A 13,387-nucleotide genomic window follows, 5' to 3' on the forward strand; every position below is an offset into this window, starting at 1 on the left:
CAGAAGTGAAACGCCGTAGCGCCGATGGTAGTGTGGGGTCTCCCCATGCGAGAGTAGGGAACTGCCAGGCATCCAATAAGACAAAAAGGCCATCCTGACGGATGGCCTTTTTGCATTTCAGGGCCGTAAAACCGGTGTTGCCTTCACCGCCAGATCCGTAGTATCCCCGATATTATTCACTGTCAGCAGGTTAACATACCTGAATCCCTGTTCTGACGAATATTCAACCCGCTCACCGGTTATGTCCCGTCAGAAAAAGACGGTAATGGGCATTACTTACCAGATAACCATTGTCTGATGAAACCGGCGATTTCTGCCGGATTATTAATATTCAGACAGGGGACGTCAGTTCCTGCCAGCTGCAGATCACTGGCGATAGCAATAATCTGATCATCATCGGCTAAAAACGGATATTTCCCGCATCCGTGTCGGTATAGCATAATTTTAGGCACGGATTCCTGTTTAAATCCTTCGACCAGGATTATATCCAGCGTCTGCTGTGACATACGTGATGCCAGTAACTGTAAATCCGGTTGCCGGTTATCAGGAGTTTCATGGATCAGTGCCCAGCGCTGCCGGCTGGCAACAATTACCTGGTCAGCGCCTGCTTTACGCAGTTCATAGCTGTCTTTACCGGGGATATCAATATCCATCTGGTGATGGGTATGCTTAATCAGCCCCGGATTAATACCTTGCTGTTTTAAAACAGGAATAAGCTGTTTTAATAAGGTGGTTTTACCCGTCCCGCTGGCTGCTACGATTCCCAGTATCGGTACTGTCATGGTTGTGCCTCGTATTCACTGAGTTCCTGAACGGTGTTGATATTAATAAAGGCGGATTCAGCCGTATCCATCGGCACCGGATGGCCATACTGGCTTAAAAACATCAATACCCGGCGTTCGCCACAGGCTAAATAGTCCTGTAATGCCGGGATTAACTGACGATGCAGCAGGCAAAATACCGGATGATCACGCTGAGATGAACGGATCCAGCATGCTCCTGCCTCGCGTTTGCTCTGCCAGAGTTGATCGACAAAATTACGGGGAATAAAGGGAGAATCGCAAGGAGTAAAGGCAACCCAGTCACTTTCAGCCGCTTCCAGTCCGCTGAGCATCCCGGCCAGAGGTCCCTGAAAACCTTCAAGGCTATCGTGGATACACGGGTAACCGTATTGCTGATAGATTTCCCGATGACGATTAGCACTGATCATAAGGCTGCTGACCTGAGGGGAAAATCGCTCTGCGACATGCAAAAAAAGCGGCTGTTCTCTGAAAGTCACCAGACCTTTATCTTTCCCTGCCATACGCCTTGCGGCACCTCCGGCAAGAATAATGCCTGTGATATCCTTCATATAACCTCGCTTTTATTGTGGTCATAACCCTGTTAATTTAAGGGACAATTATAACCATACCGGGGAATAACGGATGAATGATAAACGTCTGACCGAAGTGCTGGAGTTATTGTTACCAGCCTGGAAACAAGCTCCTGATCTTAATCTGCTGCAATTTTTACAGCAACTGGCACAGGCATCAGGCTACAGCGGTGAGCTGGCATCGCTGCCGGATGATGTGCTGATCTACCATTTGAAATTGCGGGAGTCGGATAAACAGTCAGCGATCCCGGGGCTGAAGAAAGATTATGAAGATGATTTTAAAACAGCGATTCTGCGCGCCCGCGGGGTAATTAAAGACTAATATCGGCGGATGGTGTTATCCTTGGCCCGGACTGAAAACAACGATATGGCTATCTATGAGCGAAGCGGCTTTTAATTTCAAAACTCTCGATCCGGAGAAAATACTGGATGTGCTATGGGATACCGGTATTCGTGTTGACTCCGGGCTTACGGCGCTGAATAGTTACGAAAACCGGGTCTGGCAGTTCAGTGACGAAGATAAGCGTCGTTATGTGGCTAAATTTTATCGTCCTCAGCGCTGGTCTGAACAGCAACTGCTGGAAGAGCACCAGTTTGCTATTGAGCTGGCAGATGATGATGTTCCGGTCGCAGCTCCGCTCACCTTACAGGGGAGTACGCTGCATCAGTCACATGGTTTCTGGTTTGCTGTTTTTCCGAGCGTGGGGGGCAGACAATACGAAACTGATAACTATGATCAGCTTGAAGCTGCAGGGCGTTGCTTGGGTCGTTTTCACCAAAGCAGCACAAAGGCTCTGTTTCATCACCGGCCGGTTATCGGGCTGGATGAATATTTTACCGGACCACGAGAAATACTGGCGGCAACGCCTTTAATTCCATCGGCGGTAAAAGATGATTTACTGTCGGCAGTCGATAAACTGGGCGTGGCCTTACAGCAATACTGGCATAGCGACTGGAAACCTCTGCGGTTACACGGCGATTGTCATCCCGGAAACATCCTCTGGCGTGACGGGCCATTATTTGTTGATCTGGACGATGCGCGCAATGGCCCCGCTGTACAGGATCTCTGGATGCTGGTTAACGGTGATGCTCAGGAACAGCGCATTCAGTGGGATATTCTGCTGGAGGCCTATTCAGAGTTTAGTGATTTTGATGTTAACGAATTGATACTGATTGAACCTTTACGTGCCATGCGCATGGTTTATTATCTGTCCTGGATTCTGAAACGCTGGCAGGACCCTGCGTTTCCGGTAGCCTTTTCCTGGATAACGGATGAGGATTTTTGGCGTCGGCAGGTTGCTATTTTTTCCCAACAGGAAAAAATGCTGCATCAGCCTTTTCAGCCCTTAGCTCCTCAATTTTAATTGATATTACCTGGAGTAGTTTAAATGATGAAAAAGATCTGGCTCGCATTTGCTGGCATTATGCTGGCATTCAGTGTTTCTGCAGCAACCTTCTCTGACGGACAACAGTATACCACCCTGGATAAAGCCGTTCCGGGTGCCCCGAAAGTAGTTGAATTTTTCTCATTCTTTTGCCCTCATTGCTACGATTTTGAACGCACTTACCGGATTAACCAGGCACTGGAACAGGGCCTGCCAAAAGATGTTAAACTGACCCGTTACCACGTTGATTTCCTGGGTGGCGATTTTGCTCCGGTTGTTACCCAGGCATGGGCAGTTGCTATGGCGTTAGGCGTGGAAGGTAAAGTCGTTGACCCTATCTTTGACGGCATTCAGAAATCTCAGACAATTACTGATCCGGCATCTCTGAAAGCGGCGTTTATTAAAGCGGCAGGGATCTCTTCTGAAGAATATGATGCTGCATGGAACAGCTTTGCGGTGAAAGCACTGGTCAGTCAGCAGCAAAAAGCTGCCGCAGATTTTAATATCACTGGAGTGCCTTCAGTTTTTGTTAATGGTAAATATCAGGTGAATAATGCCGGACTTGATACCAGCTCAATGAATAATTTCGTGGCTGACTATGTCAATGTGGTTAAATATCTGGTTGCTAAATAACCATTGCTAGTGTGATAAAGCGCCGTTATTGCGGCGCTTTTTTTATGGTCATTGCTCGTGACGAAAAGTGATCCTGATAACGAATATCCACAAAAGATAAAAAACACACCAACAGTTTTGATCTTTAATAACACTGAATATTTTATTTATTAATAATGAGTTAGATGGCACTGCAACAGCGTGTTGTTAAATTTTAAGATCTGACCATAAATTTACACACAAACTTATCCACAGGGAGATCATTCAGATCTCTGCCCCGCGCTGGCTTTTTTTAGTGCCGGAGTGCGCTTCCATTCAACATTCTGTCAGTGATGTGGCATCCTTAGTTATTACCAACAGCAACAGAAGAAATAACAGCTTATGGCACAAATTGCAGAAAACCCCCTGATTCTGGTAGATGGATCCTCTTATCTCTACCGTGCGTATCACGCATTTCCCCCACTGACAAACAGTGCCGGTGAACCGACAGGGGCGATGTATGGCGTTCTGAACATGCTGAAAAGCCTGTTACTTCAGTACAAACCGAGTCATGCTGCAGTGGTATTTGATGCCAAAGGTAAAACGTTTCGTGATGAGCTGTTCGAAGACTATAAATCTCATCGCCCGCCAATGCCTGATGATTTGCGTGCACAAATAGAACCCTTGCACCAGATGGTTAAAGCAATGGGCTGGCCGGTCCTGGTGATCTCCGGCGTTGAAGCTGACGACGTCATTGGTACTCTGGCCAGAGAGGCTGACAAACAAGGCCGTCCGGTTTTGATCAGTACCGGTGATAAAGATATGGCTCAGCTGGTAACGCCGAATATCACTCTGATTAACACCATGAACAACGCTATTCTCGGTCCTGAAGACGTTGCGGATAAATATGGTATTCCGCCGGATCTGATTATTGATTATCTGGCGCTGATGGGTGATTCATCTGACAATATTCCCGGCGTTCCCGGTGTGGGCGAAAAAACAGCTCAGGCATTGCTGCAAGGGCTGGGGAGCATGGCCACTATTTACGATAATCTGGATAAAGTGGCGACGTTATCCTTCCGTGGTGCTAAAACCATGGCGGATAAACTCGCTAAAAATAAACAGCTGGCTTTCCTGTCTTATCAATTGGCGACCATTAAAACGGATGTTGAACTGGACCAGCAATACGACCAGCTGCAGGTTAATCCACCGGATAACAGTACGTTACTCTCCTTATTCACGCATTATGAATTTAAACGCTGGATGACGGATATTGAGCAGGACCGTTGGTTAGATGATAAAAAACCGGCGAAGAAAGCAGCGGCACCGGCGGTTAAAAACCCCGATATCCCTGCTGAATCAGTGTTGTCTGCCGATAACTATGTCACTATTCTTGATCAGCAGACTTTTGAACTATGGCTGGAAAAACTGACTGCCAGTGAGGTTTTTGCCTTTGATCTGGAAACTGATTCACTGGACACCCTGTCAGCAACTATTGTTGGTCTCTCTTTTGCGGTTGCTCCCGGAGAAGCGGCCTATTTACCGGTTGGTCATGACTATCTTGATGCCCCGCAACAACTCGACAGACAGGCGGTTCTGCAGTCTCTGAAAGGATTACTGGAAGACGAAAGCCGCAGTAAAGTCGGACAAAACCTGAAGTACGACCGTGGTGTTCTGCAAAACTATGGTATTGAACTGCGCGGGATCCGTTTCGACACGATGCTGGAATCTTATATGCTTAACAGTGTCGCCGGTAAACATGATATGGATAGCCTGGCGCAACGCTGGCTGAATCATAAAACCATTACCTTTGAAGATATTGCGGGGAAAGGTAAGAAACAACTGACTTTTAACCAGATAGCCCTTGAGCAGGCCAGCCCGTATGCGGCCGAAGATGCCGATGTCACTCTTCAATTGCATCTGAAATTCTGGCCATTGCTGGAAAAAGAAGCCGGGCCACTGAACGTTTTTCGTGACATTGAGATTCCGCTGGTGCCGGTGCTTTCCCGTGTTGAGCGCAACGGCGTTTTAATTGACCCTGCCATGCTGGCTGCTCATTCTCAGCAGCTGACTATCCGGCTGAATGAACTGGAGCAAAAAGCACACGAACTCGCCGGGGAAGCATTTAATCTCTCTTCTCCGAAGCAGCTCCAGACCATTTTATTTGAAAAGCAGGGTATCAAACCGACGAAGAAAACACCGGGTGGAGCACCATCCACCAGCGAAGAAGTCCTGGCTGAGCTGGCACTGGATCATCCGTTACCGAAAATCATACTTGAGCACCGTGGCTTATCTAAACTGAAGACAACTTATACCGATAAGCTGCCGCTGATGATTAATCCGCGAACCGGACGCGTGCATACGTCTTATCATCAGGCTGTGACAGCAACCGGCCGTTTGTCATCGACTGACCCTAACCTGCAAAACATCCCGGTGCGTAATGAAGAAGGGCGGCGGATCCGTCATGCCTTTATTGCGCCTGCAGGAAAGCGGATTCTGGCGGCAGACTATTCACAGATCGAATTACGTATTATGGCGCATCTGTCTCAGGATGCCGGCTTACTGAATGCCTTTGCGCAGGGTGAAGATATCCATAAAGCGACGGCAGCGGAAGTTTTTGGTTCGTCCGCAGATAACGTCAGCCCGGAACAACGTCGCAGTGCAAAAGCCATCAATTTCGGTCTGATTTATGGTATGAGTTCTTTCGGTCTGTCCCGGCAATTGAATATTGCTCCGGGTGACGCAAAGAAATATATGGATTTGTATTTTGAACGCTATCCCGGCGTCTTACGCTATATGGAGTCAACCCGTCAGTCTGCTGCAGAAAAGGGTTATGTAGAAACGCTGGAGGGGAGGCGTTTATATCTTCCGGATATCAACTCAGGGAATGCTATCCGCCGTAAGGCAGCAGAACGGGCAGCCATTAATGCCCCGATGCAGGGAACGGCGGCAGATATTATCAAACGGGCAATGATAGGCGTCGATCAGTGGCTCAGTAGTCAGGACCCGCAAAAAATTAAGATGATTATGCAGGTGCACGATGAACTGGTGTTTGAAGTGGATGATTCATTACTTGAAACTGCCAGCGCCACTATCAGGGATATTATGGAAAGCAGCCTGACACTGGACGTGCCATTACAGGTAGAAATTGGTATCGGTGATAACTGGGAACAGGCGCACTGATATCCGTGGCTAAAAGATCAATCAGCCCCTGTCAGGGCTGATTGATTATAACCAGTAGTCAGGTATGTGCGTCCGTGGACAGTTTTACTCGATATTCTGAATCTGCTCGCGCATTTGTTCTATCAGTACCTTCAGTTCAATGGCGGAAGCGGTGATATCGGCATTAATTGACTTTGAGCCGAGGGTATTCGATTCGCGGTTAAATTCCTGCATCATAAAGTCGAGACGGCGGCCGACGGCTTCTTTTTTCTTCAGAATATTGTAGGTTTCTTTAACGTGAGCCTCCAGCCGGTCGAGTTCTTCTGCCACATCAATTCGTTGTGCCATCATGACCAGTTCCTGTTCCAGCCGGTTACTGTCCAGCTGTACCTCTGCGTCTTCCAGCCTGCTGATCAGGCGTTCACGCTGCCATTGTAAAACTTCCGGCATATGCTGACGAACGCTGGCCACCTGCCGGGAAACACCTTCCAGGCGATGTTCAATCATTGTCTGTAACGCGCGGCCTTCAGTTTCACGGGCGGTAATAAAGTCATCCAGTGCCAGTTCAAGGGAAGCCATCAGTTGCTGGTTGATACTGTCCAGATCCTGCTCTGCGGCAGCCATCACTCCCGGCCAGCGCAAAATATCCACCGGGTTTATGCTGCCTTCATCTGTCTGCAATTTTACCCAGTTTGCGGACTGAATCAGCTGTTTTGCCAGGGATTCATTCAGAATCAGTTCCGACTGAGCATCCTGGCTGGCTTCAAAACGTAAGGTGCATTCTATTTTTCCACGCGTCAGGCGATGGCGGATACGTTCGCGGATCATTGGTTCCAGGCTGCGAAATTGCTCAGGCAGACGCATATAGGTCTCAAGATAACGCTGGTTTACCGAGCGCAGCTCCCAGGAGGCGCTGCCCCAGTCACCTTTTATATCGTGGCGGGCATAGGCTGTCATACTGCGGATCATATCGGGTACTCATTTTATAAGTGATACGGCGATTATAACGGCGGTGCCACGGGGTGGACAGGGATAAGCGTATATTCCGTCCGACAATAAGCATACCGGTTTTTTATGAAAGCCTTTAAGATGACTGCTGACCATTATGTAGCGGAAAAAAGAGCATGAAAAAAAAGATAATTTATCCATTAATGCTGGCGGGGCTTCTGGCCGGATGTCAGCAACATTCCGTCGTTGAACAGTCTGCGCCGTTACCGCCGACGGTAATGCCGGCAGCGGCTCAGAATCCTTGTGTGAAGGGTAATTTGCAGGTACAGACGACATTATGGTTTGGTCTCAGCCGGCCACATGGGGCTAATATTACTGCCCGTGAATGGCAGCTGTTTATTGATAAAGATGTTACTCCGCGTTTTAAAGATGGTTTATCCGTCTATGACGCGAAAGGCCAGTGGTTGGGAGATGACGGACATCTGGCCCGGGAAAATAGTAAAGCACTGATGCTTATCCATACAGCGGATAAAACCAGTGATCAGAATATTGAACAATTACGCCAAATCTACAAACAGCGTTTTCAACAGGAATCAGTAATGCGGATTGATAATAAGGTCTGTGCTGACTTCTGAATTGATGGCGAAGGTTATACCTTCGCCATCACCCCGGTTACAGGAACAGTCCTGCAAATGTCGCTGAAAGCAGGCTGACCAGTGTCGAACCGTAAACCAGTTTCCAGCCAAACCGTGAGACGATATTCCCCTGTTTTTCATTCAGGCCTTTAATCGTACCAGCGACTATTCCGATAGAGGCAAAGTTAGAGAATGACACCAGGAAAACGGATAGGATCCCCAGCCCGCGTGGAGAAAATCCAGCCGCAATTTTTTGCAGATTAATCATTGCCACAAACTCACTGGAAACCAGCTTGGTTGCCATGATACTGCCGGCCTGCAGAGCTTCGCTGGCAGGAATACCGATCAGCCAGGCAAACGGATAAAAAAGATAGCCCAGCAGTTGCTGAAAACTATAGCCGAAAAGGCTCGTGAATATGGCATTCACCGCGGCAATCAGTGCAATAAATCCTATCAGCATGGCGACGATAATCATCGCGACTTTGAAACCGGCCAGAATATACTCGCCGAGCATTTCGAAAAAAGTCTGCTGTTCGTGCAATTTTTCCAGTGATACTTGCTGGTGTTGTTCGTCACCGGCAGTCGGATTGATTAACGAAAGAATGACAAAGCTGCTGAACATATTCAGTAATAATGCGGCCACGACATAGCGGGGTTCCACCATAGACATATAAGCCCCGACAATTGACAGAGAGACTGTCGACATCGCCATGGCAGCCATGGTGTATAACCGGCGTGGTGATAAATCCCCGAGGATCCCTTTATAGGCGATGAAGTTTTCTGACTGGCCGAGCACCAGGCTGCTGACGGCGTTAAATGATTCGAGTTTACCCATCCCGCTAATTTTTGCCAGTAAGGTGCCGAAGACACGGATCAGTAATGGCAGTATTTTCCAGTGCTGAAGAATACCTATCAGGGCAGAGATAAATACTATCGGGCATAAGACTTCGAGGAAAACAAATGCCAGCCCCTGTTTATTCATACCTCCGAACACAAAATCGGTCCCCTGACCGGCATACGAGAGCAAAGTATTAAAAAGTTCACTAATCCCGCGGATCACTTCCAGCCCTGCGGTAGAGTTCAGGAAGAACCAGCCGATAAACCCTTCAATCACTAACAACTGGATAATATAACGGATACGTATTTTCCGGCGATCATGGCTGACTAACAGTGCAAGTAAGAAAATTACTGCAACAGCTAAAATAAAATGCAGTACAAAAGACATGGCATATAACCCGAAGAAAAAAGATGTTTGTATTTAGCCATAACTGACGGCGTTTTACACCCGGTGCTGAGTGATTAAATGCACAATCCTGCTTCGCAGGGGGATTATTGTACAAATTTATGGCAGAGGAATAAATCGTATAATCCTTAGAATAAAAAATAAAATGCTTATAAATAAATTGGCAAAAAGCTGTGTGATAAAACCGGTGTCGTCAGAGAGTAAAATGTTATTTATATTTATTGAGTTCTGCAGGCGTAAGAATGATGTATTTATTAAGATACAAAAAGTTCCTATAGTCATATCAAATAAAAGAAAATTACAATGACATCGATGGTGATTTTTTATAAATTAATTATGTAATGTTTATTCCTCTTTTATTTTTTTAAAATATAGTGCTAAATACTGACGCGGATAAGTGACGGAGAGACTTGTCCGGTTTTTATCAGATAATCCTGTTTCCCGGAATGTACCGGTTTTGGAGATGCAATGGACGGCCCAGATGATATTCAGAGACAGTTTTTTCCGGCAAGGGGAGACTCTTCATTAAAAAAAATCATCATCAAATGTATTTCGGGAAAATGTAACGTCAGCAGTGTTGTCCGTGCCTTCTCCGGAGCTAAGAATATTTCACTATCTGGCTCGCTGATTATAATTCCTGACTCCGCTGTGGTTTTTGATAGCCCGGCCGTTATTACCTTGACTTACAGGGTTTTTTCGGGACATCTGCAGGGGAAGAATTTATTTATCTGCGACCTGATTGCGGTGATCTGGTGCCGGTTATCTGATTTGATTCTCCTGCCGGAGAATCAGCGACTGCTCTGTTTTCCGGCAAGGTGGTACATGTCCGGAAGGTCTGAATTATCCGGCGTTATGGAATACAGAATTGTTAACACTGTCGCCGGGCTGAATGGTTGTGATTTTCATCTGCTGAAACCGCGCTACTCAGCACATTACCTGAAGAACAAAACAGGATATTTTCTGCCGTGGACTCTCTGCAGATAAAACAGATCAAAGGCAGGTTAATAATTTGAGATTAAGTATCATGAATAAGCGTGTCCGCCCTCTTTTTATTACTATTGTTGTGTTTAATCTTATTGGTTGCCGTGTGCCGGAAACATTAAATTTTTCCGGTTACTCTTATGGTGATTTTATTTACCTCTCTTACTTTTCGACCGAGAAAATTGAAAAACTGTGCGTGAAAAAGGGGCAGAGGGTCAGTGAGGGCCAGCCGTTAGTTAAAATGGAAACCTATACTGCCGAAAATACGCTGCGTATTGCTGAGCAGAATTATCTGGCAGAAGAAGCGCTGCTGACAGATTTAACCTCGGGAGCAAGGCCCGCGGAACTGAATGTTGTCCGGGCGCAACTGGAACGGGCAGTGTCCGCCAGAAACCGTGCTCAGAGTCAGTTGAGGCGCTATCAGAAGCTGTATGCCTCTCAGATGATCTCTGCCGAAGAATGGCAGAAAGCTAATGATGATTATCGCCAGAAGGAGGCCAGTGTCAGGGAGTCAGAATATCAGCTGGAAGCAAGGCAGTTGCCGGCGAGGCAGGCGCAAATTACTAATCAGCAACTGAGGGTGGAATCCGCAAAGCTGAAAAGAGATAAAGCCCGCTGGGATATCGGGCAAAGCACTCTGACTGCGCCACAGAGCGGCGTCGTCTATGACACACTGTACCTGCCCGGGGAGCGGGCCACCGCCGGGCGGCCGGTGATCAGCCTGCTGCCTGCCGGAAATATTAAAATACGCTTTTATATTCCTGAAAAACAACTGGGTCAGATACATACCGGGATGAAAGTCAGTTTGCGTTGTGATGGCTGTTCCGGAGCATTCAGCGGCCGGTTACGTTATATCAGTCCGCGTGCTGAATATACCCCGCCGGTAATTTACAGTACTTCCCGCAGGGAAACCTTACTCTATATGGCTGAGGCGGTACCTGAGGGCGGAGATAATGGCGGTCAGATAAAAGTGGGACAGCCATTTCAGGTGGAGATCCTCCCCGATGAGTAACTGGTGTATTAATGTCGCCGGGCTGAATAAGCATTTCGGTCAGCATCATGCGGTTAAAGATTTCTCTTTGCGGGTTGCGAAAGGTGAAATCTATGGCTTTCTGGGCCCCAATGGCAGCGGTAAGACTACCTCCATCCGCATGATGTGTGGTCTGATCACTCCGGATTCAGGGACGGGTCATTGTCTGGGACATAATATTTTTACTGAGCGTGACGAAATAAAAAAAAGAATCGGTTATATGACCCAGCATTTCTCGATGTGGGGAGAGCTGACGATTCGGGAAAATCTTTTATTTATTGCCAGGCTGCACAATATAACGCCTGTCAGAGAGTGTACTGAGCGTACTCTGTCAGAGATGGGGTTATTATCACGACAGCATCAGCAGGCAAAACGGTTATCTGGAGGCTGGAAACAGCGGCTGGCACTGGCGGCTTGTCTGATCCATCAGCCTGATGTGTTGTTTCTGGATGAACCCACTGCCGGGGTCGACCCCAAAGCCCGCAGGGATTTCTGGCATACCTTGCATCAACTATCTGATCAGGGAATATCTGTTCTGGTCAGTACTCACTATATGGACGAAGCAGAACGCTGCCACCGACTGGCTTACCTGTCTTACGGCAAGTTATTAGCCAGCGGAACCGCACAATCCATTATTACTGCACAGAATCTGATCACCGTCGGTATTTCCGGCCCGGGGCTCAGTACCCTGGAAGCCAGACTACGCAGCTGTCCGGAAATTGAGCAGACCGTGATATTCGGAAATACACTGAATGTGACGGCAGGGAACCCAAGGGAGTTGCGGCGTGTTCTCACTGAACAGGTCCCTGACCATTATACGATTACCCCTGCGGAGACCACCCTTGAAGATGCATTTTCACACCTGATGAAATCTGATAATGAATAACAGACTGATACGATTCTCTTTTATACGCTGGATGGCGATGGTAATCAAAGAGTTACATGAGTTGCGCCGTGACAGGATCAGTCTGGCGATGATTTTTCTGACTCCGTTACTTCAGCTTATTATTCTGGGGTATGCAGTTAATATGGACCCACACCGGATCCCATCAGCATTACTGAATTATGATCGCGGACAGTTGAGTCAGGTATTTGTCAGCAGTGTGCAGAATACAGATTACTTTTCTTTTCAGCGTTATGCATCCGCGGAGGCTGCCCGTGATGCATTTGTGCGGGGAGAGGTACTGTTTATGGTCACTATTCCTGAAGGTTTCACCCAAAAAATTCTGCGCGGAGAGAAACCACAGTTACTGGTGCAGGGCGATGCGATAGATCCGCTGACCATAGGTAATGCGCTGAGTGCCCTTGAGCAGGTGTCTGAATCTATGTTTGATCGTGACCTTCCTGAGACTCTGCGTCCGGTGACTGAAGAGGGAAGTTTTGAATTAGTTGTTCACCGGATGTTTAATCCGGAAGGGATTACCAGATATAACACCATCCCGGGGATTATCGGTTCCATTCTGAGCACCACTCTGATCCTGATGACCGCCCTGGCAATAACCCGCGAGCGCGAAAGCGGTGCGATGGAAAATTTATTAATCTCTCCGGTGACGGGCCTTGAGGTATTCCTCGGAAAAATTACCCCGTATGTCCTGATCGGGATTTTTCAGTCGTTAATGATTCTGATGTTTGCTGTATATCTGTTCAGTATCCCGCTGGTGGGGAGTTTTTATTTACTTTTCATGGTGTTAATTATCTATATCTTCCTCTGCCTGTGTATCGGCATTACCATTTCCAGTATCGCTAAAAGTCAGCTTCAGGCACTGCAAATCTCTTCTTTTTACTTTATCCCTTCAGTCATGCTCTCCGGATTTATCAGCCCGTTTATCAGTATGCCCGTATGGGCTCAGATGATCGGGTCCTGTTTACCCCTGACCTATTTTATTCGTTTAATTAAAGCCGTCATGTTAAAAGGGTACGGGGTATCTGAACTGTTACCGGAGCTGATTCCTCTGGCCGTTCTCGGGGCACTGGTTATTTTTATTGGCGTAAAGAGTTATCGTAAAACGCTGGACTGATCAGCGGAAAATAGGCATTCGG

At 47.4% G+C, this 13,387-nt stretch carries 12 protein-coding genes; 8 read left to right on the forward strand and 4 right to left on the reverse strand.

Going from position 1 to position 13,387, the window contains the following annotated elements; genetic code table 11:
- Positions 1-272: 272 nt before the first annotated feature.
- The gene (gene mobB / locus JK216_RS12605) at positions 273-782 is read right to left on the reverse strand and encodes a molybdopterin-guanine dinucleotide biosynthesis protein MobB (RefSeq protein WP_212708051.1); all 510 of its coding nucleotides are present in this window, start codon (positions 780-782) and stop codon (positions 273-275) included.
- On the reverse strand, positions 779-1,351 hold the full coding sequence (mobA, locus tag JK216_RS12610; protein ID WP_212710614.1) for a molybdenum cofactor guanylyltransferase MobA: 573 nt from the start codon (positions 1,349-1,351) through the stop codon (positions 779-781). The genes mobB and mobA overlap by 4 nt, the downstream gene beginning before the upstream one ends.
- Before the next feature lie 73 nt (positions 1,352-1,424).
- On the opposite strand from mobA, the gene JK216_RS12615 reads away from it, so the two are divergent.
- The 4 genes from JK216_RS12615 (at position 1,425) to polA (ending at position 6,531) form a co-directional block, all read left to right on the forward strand.
- Positions 1,425-1,694, forward strand: coding sequence for a DUF1040 family protein (locus JK216_RS12615; protein WP_212708049.1), 270 nt, complete (start codon positions 1,425-1,427; stop codon positions 1,692-1,694).
- A 55-nt stretch (positions 1,695-1,749) separates the two neighbouring features.
- The gene (locus JK216_RS12620; RefSeq protein WP_212711779.1) at positions 1,750-2,736 is read left to right on the forward strand and encodes a serine/threonine protein kinase; all 987 of its coding nucleotides are present in this window, start codon (positions 1,750-1,752) and stop codon (positions 2,734-2,736) included.
- Between the two features lie 27 nt (positions 2,737-2,763).
- Positions 2,764-3,390, forward strand: coding sequence for a thiol:disulfide interchange protein DsbA (gene dsbA / locus JK216_RS12625; protein ID WP_212708058.1), 627 nt, complete (start codon positions 2,764-2,766; stop codon positions 3,388-3,390).
- A 360-nt stretch (positions 3,391-3,750) separates the two neighbouring features.
- Positions 3,751-6,531, forward strand: coding sequence for a DNA polymerase I (gene polA / locus JK216_RS12630; protein ID WP_212708047.1), 2,781 nt, complete (start codon positions 3,751-3,753; stop codon positions 6,529-6,531).
- Between the two features lie 84 nt (positions 6,532-6,615).
- Here the strand turns inward: polA and JK216_RS12635 are convergent, their stop codons facing one another.
- Positions 6,616-7,479 carry a YicC/YloC family endoribonuclease gene (locus tag JK216_RS12635; RefSeq protein ID WP_212708046.1) on the reverse strand — a complete coding sequence of 288 codons (864 nt, stop codon included), beginning with the start codon at positions 7,477-7,479 and terminating at the stop codon, positions 6,616-6,618.
- 155 nt (positions 7,480-7,634) lie between these two features.
- Between JK216_RS12635 and JK216_RS12640 the strand changes: the two genes are divergently transcribed.
- Complete coding sequence (locus JK216_RS12640) at positions 7,635-8,093, forward strand: DUF3574 domain-containing protein (protein ID WP_212708045.1); 459 nt, start codon at positions 7,635-7,637, stop codon at positions 8,091-8,093.
- A 37-nt stretch (positions 8,094-8,130) separates the two neighbouring features.
- On the opposite strand, the gene JK216_RS12645 is transcribed toward JK216_RS12640, so the two are convergent.
- A complete protein-coding gene (locus JK216_RS12645) occupies positions 8,131-9,318 on the reverse strand; it encodes a nucleoside transporter C-terminal domain-containing protein (RefSeq protein ID WP_212711778.1) in 1,188 nt (395 codons plus the stop codon).
- A 1,042-nt stretch (positions 9,319-10,360) separates the two neighbouring features.
- Between JK216_RS12645 and JK216_RS12650 the strand changes: the two genes are divergently transcribed.
- From JK216_RS12650 to JK216_RS12660, 3 genes are read left to right on the forward strand one after another with little or no spacing between them, the layout of a single operon-like run.
- Positions 10,361-11,329, forward strand: a complete 969-nt coding sequence (locus tag JK216_RS12650; protein ID WP_212711777.1) for an efflux RND transporter periplasmic adaptor subunit — start codon at positions 10,361-10,363, stop codon at positions 11,327-11,329.
- Positions 11,322-12,233 (forward strand): ABC transporter ATP-binding protein, encoded by a 912-nt coding sequence (locus JK216_RS12655; RefSeq protein ID WP_212708042.1) that lies wholly within the window; start codon positions 11,322-11,324, stop codon positions 12,231-12,233. Before JK216_RS12650 ends, JK216_RS12655 begins: the two co-directional genes overlap by 8 nt.
- On the forward strand, positions 12,226-13,365 hold the full coding sequence (locus JK216_RS12660) for an ABC transporter permease (RefSeq protein WP_349290164.1): 1,140 nt from the start codon (positions 12,226-12,228) through the stop codon (positions 13,363-13,365). The genes JK216_RS12655 and JK216_RS12660 overlap by 8 nt, the downstream gene beginning before the upstream one ends.
- The last annotated feature ends 22 nt before the right edge of the window (positions 13,366-13,387 follow it).

It is taken from the genome of Tatumella sp. JGM94, from assembly GCF_018257595.1.
GTDB lineage: Bacteria > Pseudomonadota > Gammaproteobacteria > Enterobacterales > Enterobacteriaceae > Tatumella > Tatumella punctata.